The organism is Pleomorphomonas oryzae DSM 16300 (assembly GCF_000422965.1).
GTDB classification, from domain to species: Bacteria; Pseudomonadota; Alphaproteobacteria; order Rhizobiales; family Pleomorphomonadaceae; genus Pleomorphomonas; species Pleomorphomonas oryzae.
Genome location: NZ_AUHB01000004.1, coordinates 353,571 through 377,103, shown reverse-complemented (window position 1 = coordinate 377,103; position 23,533 = coordinate 353,571). Strand labels below are relative to the sequence as shown.

Genomic DNA, 23,533 nt, shown 5'->3' with positions numbered 1-23,533 from the left:
CCCAGCGCCAATGGTACTCCGTCTTAAGACGCGGGAGAGTAGGTCGCTGCCAGGCCTGCAAAGAGCAAGACAAAAGAGACAAATCAAACCACACGGTCAAAACCTCTTCACACGCAAGACAAACACGACAGACAACACAAAAGCCCTCACCGAGAAATCGGCGAGGGCTTTGTTGTATTTGGAAAGGGGCTGCCGCTAAGTCAGATCTTTCTGATAGCGAAGGACAACAATATTTCCCTGCCGATTGGGCGTCTCTCGCACATGCTCGCCGGTCAAATGAAGCCCGCTCCTTTCGAGAAGCTTGATAGAGGCGGCATTGCCCCGATCGACGGTCGCGAAGACCGCTGCGAGCGATCCGGCGTGGTGCTGGAGCACGGGATGCGACGGCCTCGGTCATCAAGCCCCGGCCATGAAATCTCGGAAGCAGCCAATAGCCGAGCTCAGCGACATCGCCCGACCTCACCAATCCCACAACGCCTAGGAACTCGCCTTCGAGCCGATGCACGACGGCGAAGGCGTTGGGAGGAACTGCCTGAGCGGCGCTGGCAATGAAGGCGCAGGCGTCCGCTTCCGTGTAGGGAAACGGCACCGTCGGTAGCCATTGGGCGACGTTCCAGTCATTCAGCCCTTCGATGAAGCCTGGGATATGGGCCGCGACGCAGGGCCGTAGCTCAATCCGATTGCCGACGATGCTGCCTGTCACTTCGGTTCCTCCTGGCTGGCGCCGTTCGAGCGAGGCCAAGACACCCACAGTATAGTGGCTGTGAGGGACGTTTCGATCTGGAGCGTAAGGTCTGGCGCAACAAGCCCGGTCATGAAAGCGAAGCGTATGCCACGCCGCTCCAAATCGCGCGCCGGCCCAAAGCAGGGCCGCTGAGAAGATGGATCTCGGGTTTAGCGTCGCATGAGGTCGACGGCCGTACGTGCGGACCTAGAGCCCATTATAACGGCGGTTTGCAGCGCTGCGCTCCGCAGGCGACGTGTTCATAAGGTGCTGACTGGGCATGCGATTTCTCGAGATGGCGGCGGTTGCGATCTGGCAGATCACCTTAAGGTGAAGCGAGCTGTCACGCGATTCAGCGGAACCGGCCTCGTCTGTCCTGCGTTTCTTTTACGGTTCCCCGAACGGGAATTTTCATGAGACGTGAAGGGAGATTGCCATGAGCTCGACCACCGACAAGATCAAGGGCTACACCAACGAGGCCGTCGGCAAGGCCAAGCGGGCCGCCGGCAAGGCGCTCGACGATCCTGACCTGAAGGCCAAAGGCGACATGCAGGAAGCCAAGGGCGACGCCCAGAAGGCCGTCGGCAAGGGTAAGGAAGCGGTGAAAAACACCATCGACAAGCTCTGAGCGGCAACGCTCTGATGCCCAATGACGCTGCTGGTCCTCGCGGACCGGCGGCGTCTTTTGTTGCAGCCCGCGCGGCGGGTGATCTCCCTTTCACCGAGGATCCAAATGGCCCAGAGAACGTTGCTGCAGGCTTTCCACTGGTACTATCCCGGCGACGGGCGTCTCTGGCCCGACATCGAAGAAAAGGCCGCCTCCCTGGCGGAAATGGGCATCACCGATGTCTGGCTGCCGCCTATCTATAAAGGCGCCGCCGGCGGCTCTTCGGTCGGTTACGATGTCTACGATCTATTCGATCTCGGTGAGTTCGATCAGAAGGGCAGCGTTGCCACAAAATATGGCGACCGGGCCGCATTGGAGCGAGCCACGCAGGCTTTGGAGGCCAAGGGCATCGGCGTCATCTATGATGTCGTGTTCAACCACAAAATGGGCGCCGACGAGACCGAGCGCGTACACGTGCATCGCGTCACCCCGGACAATCGCGAGGAAATCGATCCCGATACCTTCGAGGCTACGGTGCATACCCGCTTCACTTTTCCCGGGCGGGGAGGGCGCTACTCGGAGTTCATCTGGGACGCCAAGTGTTTCACCGGCGTCGACCATATCGAGGATCCGGACGAGACCGGCGTCTTCAAGCTGGTGAACGACTATGACGAAGGCTGGAGCGTGGAAGTTGACGCGGAGTTCGGCAACTTCGACTACCTGATGGGTTCGGACATCGAATTTCGCAACAAGGCGGTCTACGAGGAGCTCAAGCACTGGGGCCGTTGGCTGATGGGCGAGCTGCCGTGCGCCGGCTTCCGCCTTGATGCGGTCAAGCATATTCCGGCCTGGTTCTTCCGCGACTGGATCGGGCACATGCGCGAAAGCGCCGGCAAAGATCTGTTCGTGGTCGCCGAATACTGGCACCCCGATCTCGAGGCGCTCCGCAACTACCTCGATCTGGTCGACCGGCAGCTGATGCTGTTCGACGTCGCCCTGCACTATCACTTTCACGACGCGTCGAAGGGGGGCGCGGATTATGACCTGCGCACCCTGTTCGATGGCACGCTGGTCGGGGCCATGCCCGAGCATGCGGTGACACTGGTGGCCAACCACGATACGCAGCCTCTGCAATCGCTGGAGGCGCCTGTTGAGCCGTGGTTCAAGCCGCTTGCCTACGCTCTCATTCTGCTGAGGGAGCAAGGCGTGCCTTGCGTGTTCCATCCCGATCTCTATGGGGCGGACTATACCGACAAAGGCGGCGACGGGCAGGATCACCATATCGAAATGCCGGCCATTGAATGTCTGCCGCGGTTGATCAAGGCGCGCCAGCGGTTCGCTAACGGCCCGCAGATCGATCTTTTCGACGAACCCAACTGCATCGGCTTCATTCGGCAAGGCACTTCCGAAGCGCCCGGCTGCGTCGTCGTCATGACCAATGCCGGCGAGACGGCCAAGGCGGTGGATCTCGGGCAAGAGGCGGCAGGCGTCGCCTTCCGCGATTTCCTGGGGCATCGGGACGACGAGATCACTACAGACGAAAAGGGGCGCGCGAGCTTCCCCGTAAATGGTGGCAGCGTCAGTGTCTGGGTGCGTGCGGACGCGCTAAACTAATCAAAGGCTGGCTGTTTCCGGCCGTGATTTATTCGAATGGAGGGTGGCCGATTGACCCCTGAAACGCTTTCATTGCGCCCCATGGGAAAGATCCCGGCCGCTCTCGCGGCGATCGCGCCGGTTGCCGCTGCGGCAGTGATCGGCAACGTCGCCACGCTGCCGAACATAGCGCCGTGGTACGAGGGCCTCGCCAAGCCGCCATTCAATCCGCCCAACGGGGTTTTCGGCCCCGTCTGGACGCTTCTCTATATCCTGATGGCTTGGGCCTTCTACCGCGTGCTGCGTAGCCCGGAAGGCGTTCCGCGCCGCCGCGCCATCCTGTTTTTCCTGGTGCAGATCACGCTCAATGCCGCTTGGTCCGTTGCCTTCTTTGGCCTCCACTCGCCGACGGCGGGCCTTGTGGTGATTCTGCTGCTGGTAACGGTAATCGCCGCGACGATTCACGCCTTCCTCGCGGTCGACCGTATCGCCGGCGGCGCCCTCGTTCCCTATCTCGGCTGGGTCGCCTTCGCCACGCTGCTCAACGCATCGATCTGGTGGCTCAATTAATCGGCCTTGCCGAGGCACCGAAAACAAAAAGGCCGCCCGAAGGCGGCCACTTTGCAAGTCCTTGACTTCTCGTCTGAAAATGGAGCGGGCGATGGGATTCGAACCCACGACCCTAACCTTGGCAAGGTTATGCTCTACCCCTGAGCTACACCCGCGCTCCGCTTTTCAGCGCGCTCCGTCGCCGGAGCGAGGCGGTATATCGCCCAAGTCGGCGGCGAATGCAACAGGCTTTTTCGACTTTTTTCGTCCAGCCCGCCTTTTTGCCGGGAAAAGGATGAACCGCCCTCGCCAAGACGCGGATTTTTCAGCGCTTTTGGCTTGCGCGATCAGGCGGTTCCCTGAATTATCGGCCTATTCCAGGGCTGAGGCCCGCCTGCCCGTGAGGTTTGCCATGGCCGCGACGCGTGTCGATCTCTTCGCCTTCTTGGATCGTCTCGGTATTGCTCACAAGACGATCGAGCATCCGCCGCTGCCGACCGTCGAAGCGGCAATGGCCATCTGGGGCGGCATGACCGGCGGCTTTGCCAAGAACCTGTTCGTCAAGGACAAGAAGAGCCGACTTTTCCTGATTACGCTCAGGAAGGATGCTGCGCTCGATCTCAAGCACGCACAGACGGCCATCGGAGCGACGGGGCGGGTATCTTTCTGCACCGCGGATCAGCTCATGGAACATCTGGGTATCCTGCCTGGTTCGGTAACGCCGTTCGGCGTTCTTAACGACACCGCCGGTGCTGTCACCGTGGTGCTGGAGAGGGCGTTGCTTGAGCTCGATCCGGTCCACGTCCATCCGCTTGAGAACACCGCCACCACGGCAGTCTCGGCCGAGGGACTGGTGTCTTTCCTGCGGGCTGCCGGTCATGAGCCACTCATCGTCGATCTGCCGCTTTTCGCCTGAGGGGGGGCGGCTGTTAAATTTGCATCTGTCGCCCTATATAGGGCGGACGAATGACCCCCATTGCCGTCTCCTTGTGGGAGAGTGGCGCCCAGCAGTCGAGTGAGAAGATGAGCAGCCCGACCTTCACCTTTGGCAATGGCTTCGCCGCGCCCGGCACCGCGCCGGCCCCTGCGGCAGCGAGTGATGTGATCGAGACGACCACTCGTGATTTCGCGCGCGACGTGCTCGATGCCTCCAAAGACAAGGCCGTACTGGTGGACTTCTGGGCAGAGTGGTGCGGCCCCTGCAAGCAACTGACGCCGATTCTCGAAAAGGTGGTCCGTGACGCCAAGGGCAAGGTGCGGCTCGTCAAGATGAACATCGACGACCATCCTGAAGTGGCCGGGCAGCTCGGTATTCAGTCGATTCCCGCCGTCATTGCCTTCGTCAAGGGGCGAGCGGTTGACGGATTCATGGGCGCGCAGCCGGAAAGTCAGGTGCGGCAGTTCATTGAGCGCGTCGCTGGTCCCATGGGGCCGACCGATCAGGAAAAGCTTATTGCCGCCGGCCAGGAGGCGCTGGCCGCCAATGATCCGCAGGCTGCCGCCGATGCTTTCCTCGCGGTACTGGATATGGACCCGGAGTCGCTGATCGCCACGGCCGGCCTTGTCCGGGCCCTGACGGCGGCCGGCCAGCTTGAGGATGCGCGGACCGTGTTGGCCCGCGTGCCGGATCTGAAGGCGGGCGACGCGGCCATTGTCGGTGCCCGCGCCGAGCTCGAACTGGCCGAACGGGCGGCCAGTGTCGGCGATACCGATGCGCTCTCTGCCGCCGTTGCTGCCGATCCTGCGAACCATCAGGCCCGGTTCGAGCTGGCGGAAGCGCTGGCCGCCAAAGGCGACCGCCAGGCGGCTGTCGATCACCTCGTCGAGATCGTCCGGCGCGAGCGCGGCTGGAATGACGAAGCGGCCCGCAAGCAACTGGTCAAGTTCTTTGAAGCCTGGGGCATGACCGATCCGATGACGCTCTACGGGCGGCGCAAGCTGTCCTCCGTATTGTTCTCCTGATCTCGCGAAAGGCACTCAATGCAAGTCGGCAACGCAAGCTATGTTGGTCCCGCCGATCTCCCCGGCGAACTGCCGCTCTTCCCACTGAAGGGCGTGCTTCTGTTGCCGCGCGGACTGTTGCCGCTCATCGTGTTCGAGCCGCGCTATCTTGCCATGGTTGACGCGGCGCTTGCCGGTGATCGGCTGATCGGCATCATTCAGCCGCGGTTCGACATCGAGGAGGGCGTTGAGGAGGGATCAGCGCCGCTCTGCGAGGTGGGAACCGTTGGCCGCATCACGGCGATCGCCGAAACCGGCGATGGTCGTTACCAGGTGACACTGACCGGCGTCTGCCGCTTCCGGCTGACGGGCGAGACTTCGGCTGATCTTCCCTATCGTATCGGTCAGATTGCCTGCGACTTCCCTGCCGATTTCGAGCCGCGAACCGGCGAGGAGGAAGTGGACCGTGCCGCCTTCCTGGCAGTGTTCGAAGCCTATCTCGATGCCAATGAGATGGAGGCCGACTGGGACGCCGTCGAGAAGGCGTCGACGGAAGCGCTGATCAATACGCTATCCATGATGAGCCCCTATGGGGCGGCCGAGAAGCAGGCGTTGCTCGAAGCGCCCGACCTCAAGACGCGAGCGGAAACCTTGGTGGCCATCACCGAAATTACGTTGGCGCGTGCCGCCAACGATACGCCGACGACCATCAACTGAGGGCATTGTCATGCAGGATAACGATGGCCGGCGGACCGGCGAGGTCGATCCCAAGCTTCTTGAGATCCTTGTCTGCCCCCTCACCAAGGCAACGCTGGAATGGTATCCCGAGCGGCGTGAGCTGGTGTCGCGGCCGGCCCGCCTGGCCTATCCGGTGCGCGACGGCGTGCCGATCATGCTGCCCGACGAGGCACGGGCGCTCGACCCCGACGAGTGACAGTCGGCATTCTAGCGTCAGCTAGCAAGACCGCAGGCCGCCTTGAGACGTGCCTCCGCATCGGTATCGGCGTGGGCCAGGCGAATGACCTTGAGGCGCGCCGTTGAGCCGGATACCACCAGTCCCGCCGACTTGGGCAGGCCGGCAGCGGCGGCGATAAGCGATGCCACCGCTGCATTGGCCTTGCCGTCCTCCGGCACTGCCTTTACTCGCGCCGCTATTACGGTGCGTCCATCCGACAGCGCCTTTGTGCCGTCGATGCAGTCGCTGCCGCCGCGCGGCGTCAGACGAACATCGATGAGAAGATCGGCACCATCGCGCCGGATGGGAGCGTCGGCCATTCCCTTAGAAAACGTAAGGATAAACGTAGCGGATGATGATCTGCTCTAGCAGAATGATGCCAAACCAGAGCACCAGGAAGGACAGATCGAGCCCGCCGGTATTGGGCATGAAGCGGCGGATCGGACGCAGCACCGGCTCGGTCATCGTGTAGAGAAACGAGGCGATGGCCGACACCACCGGGTTACGCAAGTTCACGACATTGAAAGCGACGAGCCAGGACATGATCGCCGAGGCGATCAGGATGTACATGTAAAGATCGAGAACCTGGAGGAGAACGTAGAGAACGGCCTGCATGAATGGGTCTTTCGTTTCACGGGTTTTCCGAGATGTAGCCATGGCGGAAGGGGGCCGCAAGGCTGCTTTATAGACCGACCACCTGCCGATTGCTTGGTTTGGTAAAAACCATGGGTCCGCCAGGGTCCGGATGACGTAGCGGGCTTCGGCGATCCAAGCTCGGAGGGTGATCACCGCTCGCTGTTGGCGGCGGCCCCCTTCACTTTGCTTTCGCCGCGAAGAGCCGCGAAAGGCTTGACAGCCCCGGTGCCTCCCCCTAAAAGCGGCTCACCCGACGCCGGGTTATCGGCTGAAAAGCCGTGCCGGATGGGGCTGTAGCTCAGATGGGAGAGCGCTGCAATCGCACTGCAGAGGTCAGGGGTTCGATTCCCCTCAGCTCCACCAATTCAATCGCCTCTTTGCGGATTGTAAGGTGGATTGGTTCCTATCGGTAATGACGCCGATGGAGCTCTGTCATGCCCTGACTTGGTGACGACCCTGGTGGGTGGTCATGATCTGCGACCTATTGCCTAGCGACGAACCGCAGCGAACTTGGTATTGGAAAAAGAGATCGATCTCATTGAAATGAGATCGATCCCAAAGCGACAATATCGACTGTCAGGACAGCACGGTCGATCGGGAGAGGCGATGGGCGAGCCCGGCAACGCCAGAGACGGCAAGACGAGGAAGGCTGCGCGACTCATTGACGTCGCCCGGCTTGCCAACGTGTCGCGGGCAACCGCTGCCCGCGCCCTGGGTGGCTATGGCGTCGTCACGCAGGAAACGCAGCGCAAAGTGGCCGAGGCTGCAACGGCGCTCGATTATCGCGTCAACGATCTGGCGCGGTCGATGCGCTCCGGCAAGACGCTGACCATCGGCGTTGTCGTCGCCGATATCTCCAACTCCTTCACGCTGAACTCCATCCGGGGCATCATCGACGCTTCGGCGAGCGCGGGCTATCAGAGCCTCGTGTTGAATACCGATGGCGATGTGCGGCGCGAACGGGAAGCCATCCGCGTGTTGCGCGAGAAGCGCGTCGACGGTCTGCTGGTTGTGCCAGCCTCTCGTATCGAGGTGGATCATCTGGCCGGTGGGCGTGGCCATGGCGCACCGGTGGTGCTGTTCGACCGGTTCATCGATGACCTGCCGCTTGATTCGGTGATCACGGCCGATTTTGAGGCGTCGCGCGCCGCCATCAATCTTTTCGTCCAACATGGGCATCGCCGCATTGGGCTCCTGCTTGGAACGGCTGCCCATCATGGCCATCAGGAAAGCGAGCCGCACGATACCGTTTCTGCGGTGCGCGAACGCGCGCGTGGCGCCATGGCCGGATTTGCCGACGCCAATCTCACCGTGAATTCGGCTTGGGTTCGCTATGCCGGTTCCGTTGCGCCGACGGCACTGGCAGCCGCGCGCCACCTGCTGGCACAGTCTCCACGTCCGACCGCCGTTCTGGCGGGCAATGAAGAAATGCTGCTGGGCGCTTTGGCGGCCGCTGAAGAGATCGATCTCACCATTGGTCAGGATCTTTCCTTGATCGGCTTCGACGATGCGCCTTGGTTGGCGGTTTTTCGGCCGCCGCTGTCGGTCGTTCAGCGACCGACCTACGAGCTCGGGCGTCAGGCGGTGACGTTGTTATTATCGAAAGTTGAAGGGGATCGAAGGCCAAATTCAATTGTCCTCCCTGCAACCCTGGTCAGTAGGGCTTCCGTAGCGCGTATTGGCTCGTAATATACAATAAAAAATTATTGATCACGTTGCAGTCTAGGTGCGAATCTAGGCGTTATACGTTTGTGTAATTTGGATAGTATTCGATAAAACAAGCTAGTTTGAAATTTTTTCTTGACGAAAACTGTGGCGTGGCGTAGTTGAAATTATGCGGTGCATGGGAGGTGCCCGTCATCGGTCGCATTGGAGGACCGTCGCGTTTGCGACGGTTGTTCGCGCCGCATTCATCGTTCGGGAGGATCGACATGAAGAAGTTTGTAACCGTCTGCGTTGCAGCCCTGTGCCTGGGCGCCTCGCTCGCGCATGCCGCCGACAAGAAGTTCACCATTGCCGGCATCGTTTTCCAGGAAGACCAGTTCATGAAGTCGACGCTGCTCGGCATGAAGCAGGTCGCCGACAAGGAAGGCGTCAATCTGCTGACGGCCAACACATCGAACCAGATTTCCAAGGAAGTTCAGGTCGTCAACACCTATACCGCCCGTGGCGTCGACGCGATCGTCATCACCTATCTCGATCCGGCCGCCGCTTCCATTCCGGCTGTGAAGGCCGCGGCCGACAAGGGCATCAAGATCGTGTCCTTCAACAACACGTTGGCGGCTGACTTCCCGGTTTCGACCGTGCAGTCCGACAACAGCCTGCTGGGCGCCGGTTCGGGCAAGGCGGCGGCCGAGTACATCAAGACGCATTATGCCGGCAAGAAGGAAATCAAGGTCGGCATCATCAACTACAAGGCTCAGCTGCCGCCGGAGAGCAATGCGCGCCAGGACGGCTTCTGGGGCGAGATCAAGGACATCCCCGGCGTGAAGCTGGTTGCCGAGGCGTCTTCGCCGGTGGCTGAGGAAGCCATCAAGAAGGCGGCCGACATCATCACCGCCAATCCCGACCTCGATATGTTCTTCGCTTGCAACAACGGCGGCACGATCGGTGCGGTTCTGGCCGTCAAGAATTCCGGCAAGAAGATCCCGGTGTTCGGCATCGACCTCGACAAGCAGATGGTTGGCTTCCTGAAGTCCAAGGACGATATCCTGCAGGCTTCCACGGCTCAGGACCCGGTCAAGATTGGCGCTCTCGCCATGGAAAACGCCGTCAAGGCGCTCAAGAACGAGCCGGTCGAGAAGAAGATCATCGTTCCCGGCCTGACGCTGACCCGGACCGACCCGGCGGCCATCGCCGAGTATGCCAAGACCGTCAAGTAAGACCAGCACGAGGCACGGGGCTCGCCGTTCGCGAGCTCCGTGCCTCCTTGAGCAGGGACGCGCCGGCCGGTGACGACCGGCGCTCTTGCAAAGTCCTGGCTCCTTCAAGGCTCCAGGCGGAGTTCTCATAGAGATCGCGGCCGGTCTAGCGCACTGTTTGTTGGCGCTGGTCCTTCCGCGCAAATTACGGCTCCCAGGCGTCTTATTGTCGACCGGCTGCGCTCTGCGGTGCGCTTGCCGCTGACGATTGGTTTCGCGGAGGACCGCCGTCCAACAGGAATGCAAGGATCGCACGAATGGGATCGGCAAAGCTCGAAATCAGAAATCTGACGAAGGCTTACCCCGGCGTTGTCGCCCTCGACGATTTCTCGGCCAGCTTCGAAGGGGGCAAGGTTTACGCTCTCCTGGGCAAGAACGGATCGGGCAAGAGCACCTTCGTCAAATGCCTGTCGGGGGCCGTCACGCCGACGTCCGGCGAGATCCTCATCGATGGCCAGACGATAACCTTCGACGGGCCGGCCGACGCGAATGCCGCCGGCATCGCCGTGGTCTATCAGGAGCTCAGCCTGATCCTGGATTTCACGGTCGCCGAAAACATCATGCTTGGCCGCTTTGCCACCGGCGGCCCTGGCAATATCAAGATCGACTGGAAAGAGACCAACACCGCTGCCGCGAAAATCCTGAAAGAGCTCAGGATCGATATCCCGGTGACGCGCAAGGTGTCGGACCTGTCGGTCGGTCAGCGCCAGGTCATCGAGATTGCCAAGGCGATGTCGCTCAATCCGCGCGTCCTACTGCTCGACGAGCCGACTTCGGCTCTGGCCCGTCATGAGATCAACAGCCTGATGGAAGTGGTGCGGACGCTCAAGGCGCAGGGCGTCGTGGTTATCTTCATCACCCACAAGCTCAACGAAATCCGCGGCATTGCCGACTATGTCACTGTTCTGCGCGACAGCCGGCACGTCGGTTCGGTGCCGATCGATGTCGCCACCCCCAAGGTAATCGTCGATATGATGTTCGGCGAAACGGTGCTGCAATCGCGCCCCGACGACCTCAAAGTGGGCGACAAGGTCAGCCTCAAGGTCTCCGGTCTGACGCGGCGCGACAAGTTCGAAGATATCAGCTTCGACGTTCGCGCCGGCGAAATCGTCGGCATCGCCGGCATGCTCGGTGCGGGCCGCAGCGAACTGTTGCGCGGCATTTTCGGGGCCGATCGGATCGACGGCGGATCGGTGACCATCAACGGCACCGAAGTTCGCAAGCCGACCATCCCGTTGATGAAGAAGCTCGGCCTTGCCATGACGATGGAGAACCGCAAGGAGGAGGGCCTCGTCCAGATCATGTCGGTCGAGGACAATCTCAGCCTCGCGAGCCTCAAGGAAATTTCTCACCGCGGGCTGATCAGCCACTTCTTGCAGGCACCCGTCGCCGAGAAATGGGTGAAGCAGCTGCATATCAAGGTGTCGGATCCGTCCTACGAGGTTCAGTCGTTGTCGGGCGGCAACCAGCAGAAGGTGGTTGTCGGCAACTGGCTCAACACCGATCCCAAGGTGGTGTTCTTCGACGAGCCGACGCGTGGCATCGACATCGTCGCCAAGCAGCAGATCTTCCAGATCATGTGGGATCTGTCGCGCAAGGGACTCAGCGTCGTCTTCGTTTCCTCCGAGCTCGAAGAGCTGCTCGAGGTCTGTCACCGCATCCTGATCATGGAGGCCGGCCGCCTCATCGGCGAGGTCACGTCGCCTGAGACGACGGGAATCGAAGACCTCTACGCCATGTGCATGGGCGAAGGCGCCCGACAGCTCGCCTGATAGCCACCAATCGCTCGCTTATAAGGGTTTCCGTTATGTCCACCCTGGCAACGCGCCGCTCCAATATCCGCGTCTCCGATTTTGTCCTCGAGCTCATCCTGCTTGTGATCGTCGTTCTGCTGGGGTTCTCGGCACCGGGATTCGCCTCGTGGGATAACTTCATGAACATCCTGCGCAGTGCGGCGACCACTGGCGTCATCGCGTTCGGCATGACTTTCGTCATCATTCTTGGCGAAATCGATCTTTCCGTCGGTTCGGGCGTGGCGTTCTTCGGCTGCCTGCTGGCGCTGATCACCGAAACGCTTGGAGACGCGGGGTATTCGCTCGAAATGGCGATTGCCTTGGGAACGGTCGCCTGCCTAGTAGTGGCCATATGTGCCGGCATGTTCACCGGCTGGATCCGCCACCGGCTGGCGGTGCCGACCTTCATCACCACGCTGGCCTGGATGGCGGCATTCCGCGGCGGCGCCTATCTGCTGACCGGTTCGTTTCCGATCACGCCCTATCCGGACTGGTTCTTCTTCTTCGGCGCCGGCTTCATTGGCGGCATTCCGTTCCAGGCCGTGGTGTTTCTGATCGTTTTCGCACTGACCTGGTTCATTTCGAAATACACGGTGTTCGGCAAGTCCGTCTATGCCATCGGCGGCAATGCCGAGGCGGCCCGCCTTTCCGGCATCAACGTCGCCAAGGTGCGCATGGCGGTCATGGCCATGACATCGGTGCTCGCCGTCATCGCCGGCATCATGGTGTCGAGCCAGATCCAGGCCGGCAATCCGACTGTGGGTGTGTCCTGGGAATTCACGGTGATTTCTGCCTGCGTTATCGGTGGCGTCAGCCTGATGGGCGGCAAGGGCCGCATCTGGGGCACCTTCGTCGGCGTGCTGTTCCTTGAGATCATTCTGAACGGCATGACGCTGCTCAACATCGACGAATACTGGCAGTACGTGGCGCGTGCCCTGCTGATCCTCGGCGCCGTGCTGATCTACCAGTTGCAGGCTGTGTCGAGAATCACGCGCTAAGAAACGCATAGTGTCCGGCTGCTCGGCCGGACACTCTCAGACCTTGCCGCGACAGGCGGCACCAATTCCGAGTGGCGCGATGTACATCGGGATCGACTGGGGCGGCACCAAGATGGAGGTGATCGGCCTCGCGGGGGACGGACGGGAGCTCTGCCGTCATAGGATCGCTACGCCGCGCGAAGACTATCGGGGTTCCGTTCGGGCGGTCTGCGGTCTGGTCGCCTATGCCCGGCAGGCAACCGGACGCGACGGCAGCGTGGGGATCGGCTTGCCGGGTAGTCCCAATCCTCTGACCGGCCTCATTCGCAACTCCAACGCCTGGTGGCTGAATGGTCAGCCGCTTGGCCGCGACTTGGAGGAAGCGCTTGGCCAGCCGGTACGGATCGCCAACGACGGCAATTGTCTCGCTGTCTCGGAAGCCATCGATGGCGCCGGCGCCGGCGCCCACATCGTGCACGGCATCATCCTCGGCACCGGACACGGCTCGGGTATCGCCATAGACGGCAAGAGCCACAACGGGCATCAGGGCTTGGCTGGCGAGATCGGCCATTACTCGCTGCCCTGGCCGAAGGAGGGCGACTATCCGGGTCCTCGCTGCTGGTGCGGGCGGCAGGGCTGCCTGGAAATGTTCTGCTCCGGCACCGGCTTCGAGTTGGACTACCGCATGGCGGCGGGCGTTGAGCGCAAGGCCGCGGAGATCATCGACCTGAAGCGGGCCGGCGATCCTGGGGCTGAAGCAACCTACCGCCGCTATGTCGATCGCCTCGCGAGGTCGCTCGCTCTGATCATCGATATCATCGATCCCGATGTGTTCGTGCTGGGCGGTGGAATGAGTAACATCGACGAACTCTACGACGATCTGCCGAGGCTTCTCAGGGAAAGAACCAACCTTTTTGCCGGGCAGGACAAATTGGTTTTCTCCGATAGCGTCGAGACGCCCATTCGCAAAGCCAAGCATGGCGACAGCTCGGGCGTCCGGGGGGCTGCGTTCCTGTGGCGGGAGGCCGATGGCGTTCGATAATGCGCCGAGGCGATATCGAGACGCGGATTCGCGGCGTCTCTCGCCCTTGATCGAGCTCGCAAGTTCTCCATATTGGTCTAGGGTCTATCGACCCGGCCTACCCGAGAGGTGAGTCATTCCCTGAAAATCCAGCCCTGACGGAGGCCTTGCATGCCACACGACATGTCCCTCATTTCGACGATTGTCGGTGGCTTGGTTCTGGCTTTCATCTTCGGCACGATTGCCAATCGTTTCCGTCTGCCGCCGCTTGTCGGCTATCTCGTCGCCGGCATGCTGGTCGGGCCGCACACGCCGGGCTTCGTCGCCGATCAGCAACTGGCGCCGCAGCTCGCCGAGCTGGGCGTCATCCTGCTGATGTTCGGCGTCGGCCTGCATTTTGCCCTGAAAGATCTCCTGTCGGTTCGCTTCATCGCCGTACCGGGCGCCATCGGCCAGATTGCCATCGCCACGTTGCTCGGCTGGGGGCTCGGCCACAGCATGGGCTGGTCGACCGGCGGCAGCGTGGTGTTCGGCATCGCGCTGTCCGTCGCCTCCACGGTGGTGCTCCTGAAGGCGCTGCAGGAGCGGCGCCTCGTCGACAGCGAACGCGGCAAGATCGCCGTCGGCTGGCTGATCGTCGAAGATCTCGCCATGGTCCTGGTGCTGGTGCTGATTCCGGCGGCCGCCAGCGTGGCCAATGGCGGCGCCAGCGCCTATTCCGATCCTCTCGCGGCCGTGGCCAGCCGCCTGATCGGCATCGATCTCGGGGTCGGCGGCATCGTGGCGGCAACGCTCATCAAGGTCGCGATCTTCGTTGCGCTGATGCTGGTGGTCGGCCGGCGGCTGATCCCGGCCATTCTGCATCGCATCGCCCATACCGGTTCGCGCGAGCTGTTCCGGCTCGGCGTGCTGGCCATTGCGCTGGGTGTTGCCTTTGGCGCGGCAGAACTGTTTGGCGCCTCGCTGGCTCTCGGCGCCTTCTTTGCCGGCATGGTGCTGTCGGAGAGTGAACTCAGCCACCGGGCCGCCCAGGAAAGCCTGCCACTGCGCGACGCCTTCTCCGTGCTGTTCTTCGTTTCGGTCGGCATGCTGTTCGATCCGAACATCCTGATCAATCAGCCGCTCGTCCTGCTTGCCACGCTGGCCATCATCCTTATCGGCAAGACGGTGGCGGCGTTCGTCATCGTGCTGGTCTTCCGCCGGCCGGTGAAGACGGCGCTGACCATTTCCGCCAGCTTGGCCCAGATCGGCGAATTTTCCTTCATCCTGGCCGAAATGGGCGTTGGCCTTGGCATCCTGCCGGCGGAGGGGCGCGACCTGATCCTGGCAGGCGCCTTGATCTCCATCATCCTCAATCCGCTGATGTTCAATCTGGCCGACCGGCTGCGCCCCGTTCTCGAAGCGCGGCTGGAGCCGGCGCCCAAGGCCGAGACACCGGTCGCAGCCGCCGAAGTGGAGAGATCGCCGGCTGCTGCCGATAGCACTGACACAGATGAGGAGATGGTCGAGCCCACGGCCCTCACGGGTCATCTCGTGGTGATCGGCTACGGCCGGGTCGGCAGCGTCGTTGCCGAGGAGTTCGTTACCCGTGGTGCCAAGCTCCTGATCATCGAGGATGCCGAGGAACAGGTGCGACGGTCACGCGCCAAGGGCATCGAGACCATCGTCGGCAACGCTGCCGATGGCCGGGTACTGGCTCTTGCCGGCCTCGATCGGGCGGAAGCGCTGCTGCTCGCCATTCCCGACGGCTTCGAGGCCGGGCAGACCGTCGAGCAGGCCCGCCGGATCAATCCGGGCCTTCTCATCGTCGCCCGCGCCCATTCCGACGAAGAAGTGGGGCACCTGTTGCGTCATGGTGCCAGCAAGGTCATCATGGGTGAACGCGAGATCGCCTTGGGCATGTTGAAGATGCTGGACGGTCCACCGGCCGCGTCATCGGATGCTGTTGTTGCGACGACGCCGGAAGTGCCGGCGCCAAGCGAGACTGAAGAAGGAAAACCCGCCGCGTGACCTTCGGAACCGCGTCAGTCCCCTTTTTGAAGCGTCCGTTTACGGCGCCGAAGGCGGCTGTCGCGTGGCTGTCGGCGCTTCTCTTCATTTTTGTCCTGCATCTCGGACTCGGCGCCGGCCTTGCGTCGTCGGTGTCGACGAGCCTTGGCGCGGCCGACCATGTCGCCGTCAGGCACTCGGCTCTCGTCCGCGATGGCCTGAAGCCGGTGGTCGCTGCCGACCATGGCGACCGGACCTCGGCGCCACCACCACAATCGCCGGCGGTACCGGTCTTCGGTGCTGTCATTGCAGCGCGTCCGTCCGGCTTCCTTTGCCTGCTCTCCGGTGCCGAGACCCTTCTCGGCCACCATCATTGCGCGGCTCATCGGCCGCGCGCACCGCCCATCGCCGCCTGATCCTCTGAACCCGAAATCAGGATTTGCGACCGCTCGCCTCCAAAGAGGCGTGGCGATGTCGCCCGGCATGGACAATCCAATGAAGACTTCCCGCTGGCTGGTGGCGCTCTATTCGGCCATCATCGCCCTCGGCATCATCGTCACGCTACCGAACGTGGTGCCCCAATCCATCCTTGACAATTTCCCCTCCTGGCTGCCCCGCGACCGGGTGTCGCTCGGCCTCGATCTCAGAGGTGGCTCGCATCTCGTTCTGGAGGTGGATGCGGCCGACCTCGTCAAGGAGCGGCTGCAGACGCTCACCCAGGATGCCCGCCGCGTGCTGCGCGAGGCAAAGATCGGCACCACGTCGATCCGTCGCGCCGGAAATGCCGTCGTTGTCAGCCTCGACGATCCCACGCTGACGGCGCGCGCCGCCGGAGATCTCGGCAAGCTGGCTTCATCGGTCGGGAACCCTGGTCTCGGCATGACGGCCAGCGATCTCGACATCCGCCAAGGAAGCGGCACGGTGACGCTGGCGCTCACCGAGGCCGGCCTCACCGATCGCACGGCAGCGGCCGTCGAGCAGAGCCTTGAAATCATTCGGCAGCGCATCGACCAGGTGGGCGTTGCGGAGCCGACCATCCAACGGGTGGGCAGCGACCGCATCCTGGTGCAGCTTCCTGGCGTTCAGGATCCTGCCCGCATCCGGGAACTGCTTGGCTCGACAGCCAAGATGAGTTTCCATCTGCTGTCCAACGCGGCGACGACTGATCTGGTACCGCCGGGCGTCACCATGCTTCGCGACGACCAAGGCCGGACCTATCCGGTTGAGGACCGTGTCGAGCTCTCCGGTGATCGTCTCACTGACGCGCGCGTCGGCTTCGACCAGACCACCAACGAGCCGATCGTTTCCTTCCGCTTCGATTCGGCCGGTGCATCCCGCTTTGCGGATATCACGCGAGCCAACGTCGGTCGCCCCTTCGCCATCGTACTCGATGACAAGGTGCTGAGCGCACCGGTCATCCGCGAACCGATCACCGCCGGCTCCGGCCAGATTTCCGGTAGCTTCTCGGTGGAGAGCGCCACCGATCTCGCGGCCATGCTGCGGGCCGGGGCGCTGCCGGCCAAACTGACGGTGATCGAGGAGCGTACGGTCGGCGCCGATCTCGGTGCCGATGCCATCAAGATGGGTGTCACCACCGGCCTTGTCGGCTTTGCCTTGGTGTTCGGCTTCATGCTGGTGCTCTACGGTGCCTGGGGGCTGCTCGCCAACTTGGCCCTTGCCCTCAACGTCATCCTGACATTTGCCGGCCTGACGTTGCTCGGGGCGACGCTAACGCTACCGGGCATCGCCGGCATCGTGCTGGGCATCGGCCTCGCGGTCGACGCCAACGTGCTGATCAACGAGCGTATCCGAGAGGAATCACGCAAGGGCCTCAGCGCCATCGCCGCACTGGACGCCGGCTTCAAGCGCGCCTACTCGACCATCGTCGACGGCAACGTCACGGCGTTGATCGCTTCGGTACTGCTGTTCTGGTTCGGCTCCGGTCCGGTGCGGGGCTTTGCCGTGACCATGGGTATTGGGCTCGCCATATCCATGTTCACCGCCGTCTCCGTGGTGCGGGTGCTGATGCTGGCGATCGTCCGTCGCAAGAAGCTCAAGACGATGAACATCCGGCCGCTGTTCCCGGTCAAGCTGATCCCGGATGGCACGGCCATTCCCTTCATGCGGGCGCGCTTCTTCGGGATTGGCTTCTCGGCCTTCCTGTCGCTCGCCTCGATCGGCTTGTTCATCTACCCCGGTCTCAACTACGGCGTCGACTTCCGCGGCGGCATCCAGCTGCAGGTGGAAACGAAGGGCCCTGCCGACCTCGCGGCCTTCCGCTCGGGGCTGGACAGCCTGGGCCTCGGCGAGGTGGCGCTGCAGGCCTTCGGCGACGACAGCCATCTGCTCGTCCGCGTCGAGCGGCAGGCGGGTGGCAAAGAGGCACAGTCGGTGGCCGTCGAGCAGCTCAGGCAGGAGGTGACGAAGATCGACGCTTCGGCCAAGGTGATCGGTACCGAAGTGGTAGGCCCCAAGGTGTCGGGCGAACTTGCCACGGCCGGCGTGCTCGCGGTGCTGTTCGCCAGTCTCGCCATGCTGGTCTACATTTGGGTCCGCTTCGAATGGCCCTTCGCGGTGGGGGCCATTGCCACGCTCGTGCTCGACGTGACCAAGACCGTCGGCTTCTTCGCCTTGACCGGGCTCGACTTCAACCTGACGGCCATTGCCGCGCTGCTCACCCTGGTCGGCTACTCGGTCAACGACAAGGTGGTGGTCTACGACCGCATGCGCGAGAACATGCGGCTCTACAAGCAGATGCCGCTGCGCGAGCTGATCGACAAGTCGATCAACGAGACGCTGGCGCGCAGCCTCTACACCTCGGTCACGGCTTTCCTGTCGCTGTTGCCGATGGCGATCTGGGGCGGCAGCGCGGTGGAAAGCTTTGCCGTGCCGATGATCTTCGGCATCGTCATTGCCGCCTCGTCGTCGGTATTCATCGCCGCGCCGATCCTGCTGTTCCTGGGCGATTGGCGGACGCGGCGACGGCGTGACCAGGCAAAGTCGGTCGACGCCGTTCCGTCAGAGGCCTGACAAAAGAGGGAGCCGGTGAACCTGGCTCCCTTTTCTTCTTAGAAAAAATCTCAAGTTGGTAGGGCATTTCACGGGGTTGTCCCGATACTCGGAGGCTGACCGCCGGACTAGTCTTGTTGGGTCAGGGGACCGCGACATCCCCTCTTTCGCTCAACCATAAAAAGGCAAGCACCATGCCCACCACCACGGACAACCTCAAGGAAGCCTTTGCCGGCGAAAGCCAGGCCAATCGCAAATATCTCGCCTATGCCGACGCCGCCGTTCGCGAGGGCAAGCTCGGCGTCGCCAAGCTGTTCCGCGCCGTTGCCGCCGCCGAGACCATCCACGCTCATGCCCATCTTCGGGCGCTCGGTGCCATCAAGGGCACGGCCGACAACCTCGCCGACGCCATGGCAGGCGAGAGCCATGAGTTCACCTCGATGTATCCGGCGATGGTGGCGACGGCAAAGGCTGAGGGACACAAGCGCGCCATCCGTTCGATGAGCGAGGCGATGGAAGTCGAGAAGATCCACTACGGTCTGTTCGGCGATGCACTGGAGGCTGTAAAAGCCGGTGGTGACCTCGGCAACGTCGTCATCCGCATCTGCCCGAACTGCGGCCACACCGTGATCGGCGATGCGCCCGACGCTTGCCCGGTCTGCGCCTGTGCCGGCGAGCATTACAAGATCATCGAATAACGCGATCTGGCGCCGCCGGGACGGGCGGCGGCGCTGGCATCGCCACTGGTTACCAGACACGCGTCAGCGTGTTGATAGATACGAAATAGACAAGGGAAAAAGTGGTGCCGCACGACGGATTCGAACCGCCGACCCCATCATTACGAATGACGTGCTCTACCAACTGAGCTAGTGCGGCGCCTGCGCGGAGGAGACCCCCACGGGACGGGGCGTTGATACCGGCATCGCTGGCTAATTTCAAGCACCGCTTCCGAAGAAAATGAAGCCGGCGCCGATCGTCTCAGGAGAAGGGCGATTGCGGCGCCAGGCTGTGGGCAAGCCCCTTGCCGTTGGCCGGCCCTGGATCGTCGGGCGGCGGAGGCAACACGGCCAGCGGATCGATGCTGGGACCGCTTGCTGCCGGCGTCTCAGTCTTGGCGGCCGGTCTGATGGGCGCGGCGGGTGGTTCGGCTTTCGGCGGCGTCAGGACCGGCTCGTCCTTGGTCTCTATGGTCGGCTTGGGTGGCGTCGCTTCCGGCTCGATGATCGCAGCCCGAGCGGCTGGCAAGTCTTCCGGTTCTGCGACGGGGAGGGCCTCCGGCGGGGCAGGTGGGTTCGGCTTGGCCGCGATGACGGCAAGGTCGTCGCCATCGATCGCTTCACCCGTCTCGCGCTCGGCGGGCACGCGCCATTCCACGGCATCGAGCCGACCGGAGAGCGGGGACAGCGGCTGCCAGGCGTCGAGCACCAGGCCGTCGGCCGTCCAGGCCGCATCGCGCGGCGCCCGCACCGCGCGGCCCAGCCATTCGCGGACACGGCCGATGTCGCCGGTCTCGCTCTCTTCGAGTTCGGCCATCATCAGGCAGACGCGCTCGGTCGGCGCCTGCCGCAGTGCCTTGGCGAGCGCCTCTCGAGCCAGCGCGAACTCGCGCGCGTCGAGAGCGGCGCGAGCGACCGTGACGGCGCCTTCGGGATGGACCGGCTTCAGGTTCTCCAGCATGTGGGCCCGCTTCAGGCGATCGCGCGCCGAGTCGCCGGAGCGCAGATGCAGGTAAGCGGCGGCGAGGTCGGGATGCGGGGAGAGCTTCCAGGTGGCTTCCAGCACCTTCGCAGCGCGGCGCGTGTCGAGCTGGCGGGCCAGCGTACGGGCGGCGACGGTGGCGGCCGGTACGAAATCCGGCGCTATCTTGTGCGCTTCTAGCGCGAAGGCGCGGGCTTTGTCCGGTTCGCCATCCTCGATTTCGAGAGCGCGGGCCGTGAGCAGCACCGCCCGGAGACGGTTCGCTTCATCCTTGCCGACCAACCGTCCCGCAACGTTCTGGTCGAGGACGGACAGAGCCTCGCCCCAGTTCCGGTCGGCGGAGAGGTAGTCCATCATGGCGGCGCCGGCCCAGGGCAGGGCGGGATTTTCCTTCTGCGCCTCGAGGGCGAACTGGCGGGCAGCGGCGGCCTCGCCGGCGCGTGTCGCCTCGATATAAAGGCCACGCAGGCCCAGAAGGCGCGTCTCCGGTGCTTTCAGCATGCGCGTGAAGGCCTGCCGGGCGGTGTCGCTCCGGCCCTCGAGCTGGGCCGCCTGGGCGGCCAGCAACAGCACCAGCGGCTCACCTTCCAGAAAACGGTTGGCCTCGGCAGCTTCCCGCTGGGCGAGGCGATAGTCGCCCGAACCGACGGCAATCATGCCGCGCGATAGGGCGCGGTAGCCGCGATCGCGGCGACGACCGGCAAAATAGCTGCGCAGGCCACGGGGAGCGCGCCAAACGCCGGATATCAGTTTCCAGACGACGAGAAGAACAAGGGCAAGGACCAAGAGCGCGACGACGACGACGCGCAATGGCGGCGCCGCCGCGCCACCCGGCCAACTGACCGAGACGGCGATCGGCACGCCACCCAGCCAATCGAAGGCGAGGACGGCGAGGAATAGCGCGGCGACCGACAGGAGAATGCGGATCATCTCGGAGCCTTTCCGAAGCGGGCGGCGGGGTCAGTTGGTAGCGGGCACCGACAGGCGGTCAACGATACGAGCGGAAATGGCCTTCACGCCGGCATCGACACGCGCACGGGCATCGAGGTCGGCCAGCCAGTTCTCGGCCGGTGGCCGCGCCCAAGCCGGCAGGGTGTCGGCGGCGGCCTTGGCCGCAGCGGCATCGCCGCGTTTCAACGCCTCGCGAATCGCCTCGACGGCACTCGATGCCGGGTCCGTGGTGGCCGGACCGGTCTCGCGATAGTTGACCAGGGACTTGGCACTATCGAAGAAGCCGTCCACCCAGCCTTTGCCGGGTTCCACCGGCCGCCGGGCCAGCATGGCGTCGACCGGCAGCGTGGCCAACAGCTTGTCGCGGGTGGGCGCCCCCCTGTCGGCATAGGCCTTGAGGTCGCCAAGACCAGGCAGATCGGGGGCGGCGGCGGCGATCACGGCCAGGTCCGTCGCAAACGGCAGGCCGGCGTCGATCTTGCCGGACAGCGAGGTGAGGGCGAGCGACAGGGCGGCGATCTCGCCACCCTTGGGCGCGTTGGCAAGGCGCTCTTCGATGGGCGAGAGGCGGGCCGCCGTGGTGGCGCTCTCCGTCTTCAGGGCATCGAGCGCCGAGGCCAGCTCATTGACCCGTCCTTCAAGCGCGGTGACCGTGGCGGGATCAACGGCCGGCTTGGCGGCGGCGGCTTTCTCAGCGGCGTCCAGGCGGGCGGCAAGGTCGTCGATGCGGGCGCCAAGCGGCGCGAGATCAACGACAGGTGCTTCCTTGCCTTCCAACGAGGCAATCCGGCCAGCGAGCGTCTCGGTTGCGGTCTGCCCCGCAGCCAAGCGGTCGGCGACATCGCCGAGGCGTGCTTCCAACGTCGCCGGATCGATGTTGCCAGCTTCGGGACGTTCGCTGGAGCGTGGCATCAGGGCCAGGATGAGAACGGCGGCAATACAGCCGCCAGCGACACCTGCCCCAAGAAGGGGCAGGAAGGCTTTTATCTGGCTGGGACGGTCGGTGCGTGGCGCCGTTGCGGCTTCCGCCTTGGCGGTTTCAGCCTTTCCCGGCCCCAGTGTCGGATTGTCCAGCGGTGGATCGCCAAACGGCGGTTGTTCGTCCGGCGGCGTGTTCGGTGGTACGTCCGGCCCCGGCGGGTCGCCGAACGGCGGCTGTTCTTCCGGCGGCCGGATCGGCGGCACATCCGGTCCCGGCGGCTCGGTCACCGGTTTTTCCGGCCCCGGTGGCTTGGGAGCCGGCGGCTCGGGAACAGGCGGTTCGCGTGGCGGTTCCTGAGGCGGTTTGGGCGGCTGGGCAGCCTTTGTCACCTCGGTTGCCTCCAGATCGATGACGGGAGCTTTCGGGCGATTTCGCCGGCTGGCGGCGTCCTTGCGGTGGTCTTCGGATACCATGGTCTCAAGTCCCTCCGCTTCATGCTCGCCGCCAGCAGTTTCGCGCAGCCGGGCAGCGAGCGCAACGCTGGCTTCAACCAGTGCCGGACCAGTCGGTTCCGGCGCCACGATCAGTTCGGCAACGCGGCCGGTAAGCGGCGCTGCGGCCGCCTCCGAAAGAGCCGCGGCGCCGAGGCGTGCGAGACGGGGTGCCCAGCCCCTTGCGTCTATCAGATCAACGAAAGCTTGCGCGGAGCGCCTCGAGGCAACGATCAGTCCATCGATACGTTCCTCGGCGAAGGCGGCGGCAACGTCCGGAGCGAGGTCCTGCCGTGGTTCGGCGCGGTAGAGCTCGGCTTCGGTGACTGTGACGCCGAGCCCGGCCAACCGGCCGACGATGTCACCAGCCTTGTCGCGGCCACCGGCGTGAACGAGGCGCTGGAAGCCGGCTCGGGCAACGAGTTCGACGAGATCGTCGGCATTGCCGTCGGCCGAACGGACGTCGACGAAGCCGGCGGCGCGGGCATCGTGGGCGGTGCCGCCGCCGACGGCGATTACCGGCAGGCCGGTGAGAGCTTGAAGTTCGCCGGCGCTTTTGAGGATTGCCACCGTCTGACGCGAGGTGAGGATGAGCGCCTCGGCGTTGGGGTCGGCGGCCCGCACAAGGCCGGCCGGATTGTCCGCCGGCTCGATGGTCAGCATCGGTTCGGCAAGCGCCGGAATGCCGCGGGCGGCGAGCGCCGCCACCATGTCGCTCGCCTGCGGTTCCGGACGGAGGACGAGGAGAACCATCGC

At 63.6% G+C, this 23,533-nt stretch carries 21 protein-coding genes and 3 tRNA genes; 17 read left to right on the top strand and 7 right to left on the bottom strand.

The genetic code is table 11. The features are described from left to right. On the bottom strand, nucleotides 1–703 hold a 703-nt coding region (locus G522_RS30755; RefSeq protein WP_169453498.1), incomplete at its 3' end, for a GNAT family N-acetyltransferase. A gap of 457 nt (nucleotides 704–1,160) precedes the next feature. Between G522_RS30755 and G522_RS0109410 the strand changes: the two genes are divergently transcribed. The 3 genes from G522_RS0109410 (at nucleotide 1,161) to G522_RS0109400 (ending at nucleotide 3,494) form a co-directional block, all read left to right on the top strand. After that, nucleotides 1,161–1,352, top strand: coding sequence for a CsbD family protein (locus G522_RS0109410; RefSeq protein ID WP_026790820.1), 192 nt, complete (start codon nucleotides 1,161–1,163; stop codon nucleotides 1,350–1,352). Nucleotides 1,353–1,457: 105 nt separating this feature from the next. Then, nucleotides 1,458–2,945: an alpha-amylase gene (gene amyA / locus G522_RS0109405; protein WP_026790819.1), complete on the top strand. Its 1,488-nt coding sequence runs from the start codon at nucleotides 1,458–1,460 to the stop codon at nucleotides 2,943–2,945. A 51-nt stretch (nucleotides 2,946–2,996) separates the two neighbouring features. After that, on the top strand, nucleotides 2,997–3,494 hold the full coding sequence (locus G522_RS0109400; RefSeq protein WP_245586629.1) for a TspO/MBR family protein: 498 nt from the start codon (nucleotides 2,997–2,999) through the stop codon (nucleotides 3,492–3,494). A gap of 80 nt (nucleotides 3,495–3,574) precedes the next feature. Here the strand turns inward: G522_RS0109400 and G522_RS0109395 are convergent. Next, nucleotides 3,575–3,649: transfer RNA gene (locus G522_RS0109395), tRNA-Gly, on the bottom strand. A gap of 236 nt (nucleotides 3,650–3,885) precedes the next feature. On the opposite strand from G522_RS0109395, the gene G522_RS0109390 reads away from it, so the two are divergent. From G522_RS0109390 to G522_RS0109375, 4 genes are all read left to right on the top strand, one after another. Then, nucleotides 3,886–4,389 carry a prolyl-tRNA synthetase associated domain-containing protein gene (locus G522_RS0109390; RefSeq protein WP_026790817.1) on the top strand — a complete coding sequence of 168 codons (504 nt, stop codon included), beginning with the start codon at nucleotides 3,886–3,888 and terminating at the stop codon, nucleotides 4,387–4,389. Between the two features lie 107 nt (nucleotides 4,390–4,496). After that, nucleotides 4,497–5,435 (top strand): thioredoxin, encoded by a 939-nt coding sequence (gene trxA / locus G522_RS26280; protein ID WP_051228481.1) that lies wholly within the window; start codon nucleotides 4,497–4,499, stop codon nucleotides 5,433–5,435. Between the two features lie 18 nt (nucleotides 5,436–5,453). Continuing rightward, nucleotides 5,454–6,131: an LON peptidase substrate-binding domain-containing protein gene (locus G522_RS0109380; protein ID WP_026790816.1), complete on the top strand. Its 678-nt coding sequence runs from the start codon at nucleotides 5,454–5,456 to the stop codon at nucleotides 6,129–6,131. Nucleotides 6,132–6,141: 10 nt separating this feature from the next. Further along, a complete protein-coding gene (locus G522_RS0109375) occupies nucleotides 6,142–6,348 on the top strand; it encodes a Trm112 family protein (protein ID WP_026790815.1) in 207 nt (68 codons plus the stop codon). Between the two features lie 17 nt (nucleotides 6,349–6,365). Here the strand turns inward: G522_RS0109375 and G522_RS0109370 are convergent, their stop codons facing one another. Next, nucleotides 6,366–6,689, bottom strand: coding sequence for a DUF167 family protein (locus G522_RS0109370; RefSeq protein WP_026790814.1), 324 nt, complete (start codon nucleotides 6,687–6,689; stop codon nucleotides 6,366–6,368). A gap of 4 nt (nucleotides 6,690–6,693) precedes the next feature. Further along, nucleotides 6,694–6,984 carry a YggT family protein gene (locus G522_RS0109365; RefSeq protein ID WP_026790813.1) on the bottom strand — a complete coding sequence of 97 codons (291 nt, stop codon included), beginning with the start codon at nucleotides 6,982–6,984 and terminating at the stop codon, nucleotides 6,694–6,696. Between the two features lie 308 nt (nucleotides 6,985–7,292). Between G522_RS0109365 and G522_RS0109360 the strand changes: the two genes are divergently transcribed. The 10 genes from G522_RS0109360 to G522_RS0109315 all read left to right on the top strand — a co-directional run bounded on the left by G522_RS0109360 (nucleotide 7,293) and on the right by G522_RS0109315 (nucleotide 19,413). Further along, nucleotides 7,293–7,368 (top strand) — tRNA-Ala (locus G522_RS0109360). A 243-nt stretch (nucleotides 7,369–7,611) separates the two neighbouring features. After that, the gene (locus tag G522_RS0109355; protein WP_051228480.1) at nucleotides 7,612–8,694 is read left to right on the top strand and encodes a LacI family DNA-binding transcriptional regulator; all 1,083 of its coding nucleotides are present in this window, start codon (nucleotides 7,612–7,614) and stop codon (nucleotides 8,692–8,694) included. Nucleotides 8,695–8,936: 242 nt separating this feature from the next. Next, nucleotides 8,937–9,887: a substrate-binding domain-containing protein gene (locus tag G522_RS26275; RefSeq protein WP_051228479.1), complete on the top strand. Its 951-nt coding sequence runs from the start codon at nucleotides 8,937–8,939 to the stop codon at nucleotides 9,885–9,887. A 296-nt stretch (nucleotides 9,888–10,183) separates the two neighbouring features. After that, nucleotides 10,184–11,698, top strand: coding sequence for a sugar ABC transporter ATP-binding protein (locus tag G522_RS0109345; protein ID WP_026790811.1), 1,515 nt, complete (start codon nucleotides 10,184–10,186; stop codon nucleotides 11,696–11,698). A 35-nt stretch (nucleotides 11,699–11,733) separates the two neighbouring features. Then, nucleotides 11,734–12,717, top strand: coding sequence for an ABC transporter permease (locus tag G522_RS26270; RefSeq protein ID WP_051228478.1), 984 nt, complete (start codon nucleotides 11,734–11,736; stop codon nucleotides 12,715–12,717). A gap of 79 nt (nucleotides 12,718–12,796) precedes the next feature. Continuing rightward, complete coding sequence (locus G522_RS0109335) at nucleotides 12,797–13,738, top strand: ROK family protein (RefSeq protein WP_026790810.1); 942 nt, start codon at nucleotides 12,797–12,799, stop codon at nucleotides 13,736–13,738. Between the two features lie 150 nt (nucleotides 13,739–13,888). Continuing rightward, nucleotides 13,889–15,727 carry a cation:proton antiporter domain-containing protein gene (locus G522_RS26265; RefSeq protein WP_084633101.1) on the top strand — a complete coding sequence of 613 codons (1,839 nt, stop codon included), beginning with the start codon at nucleotides 13,889–13,891 and terminating at the stop codon, nucleotides 15,725–15,727. Continuing rightward, on the top strand, nucleotides 15,724–16,122 hold the full coding sequence (locus G522_RS0109325) for a hypothetical protein (RefSeq protein WP_026790809.1): 399 nt from the start codon (nucleotides 15,724–15,726) through the stop codon (nucleotides 16,120–16,122). The genes G522_RS26265 and G522_RS0109325 overlap by 4 nt, the downstream gene beginning before the upstream one ends. A 79-nt stretch (nucleotides 16,123–16,201) precedes the next feature. Beyond that, a complete protein-coding gene (locus G522_RS0109320) occupies nucleotides 16,202–18,736 on the top strand; it encodes a protein translocase subunit SecDF (protein ID WP_026790808.1) in 2,535 nt (844 codons plus the stop codon). Nucleotides 18,737–18,909: 173 nt separating this feature from the next. Continuing rightward, nucleotides 18,910–19,413 carry a rubrerythrin family protein gene (locus G522_RS0109315; protein WP_026790807.1) on the top strand — a complete coding sequence of 168 codons (504 nt, stop codon included), beginning with the start codon at nucleotides 18,910–18,912 and terminating at the stop codon, nucleotides 19,411–19,413. A gap of 102 nt (nucleotides 19,414–19,515) precedes the next feature. Here the strand turns inward: G522_RS0109315 and G522_RS0109310 are convergent. The 3 genes from G522_RS0109310 to G522_RS0109300 all read right to left on the bottom strand — a co-directional run bounded on the left by G522_RS0109310 (nucleotide 19,516) and on the right by G522_RS0109300 (nucleotide 23,530). After that, nucleotides 19,516–19,591, bottom strand: a tRNA-Thr gene (locus tag G522_RS0109310). Between the two features lie 102 nt (nucleotides 19,592–19,693). Next, nucleotides 19,694–21,343 carry a heme biosynthesis protein HemY gene (locus tag G522_RS26260; RefSeq protein WP_051228477.1) on the bottom strand — a complete coding sequence of 550 codons (1,650 nt, stop codon included), beginning with the start codon at nucleotides 21,341–21,343 and terminating at the stop codon, nucleotides 19,694–19,696. A gap of 30 nt (nucleotides 21,344–21,373) precedes the next feature. Continuing rightward, nucleotides 21,374–23,530, bottom strand: coding sequence for a uroporphyrinogen-III synthase (locus tag G522_RS0109300; protein WP_026790806.1), 2,157 nt, complete (start codon nucleotides 23,528–23,530; stop codon nucleotides 21,374–21,376). Nucleotides 23,531–23,533 lie beyond the last annotated feature (3 nt).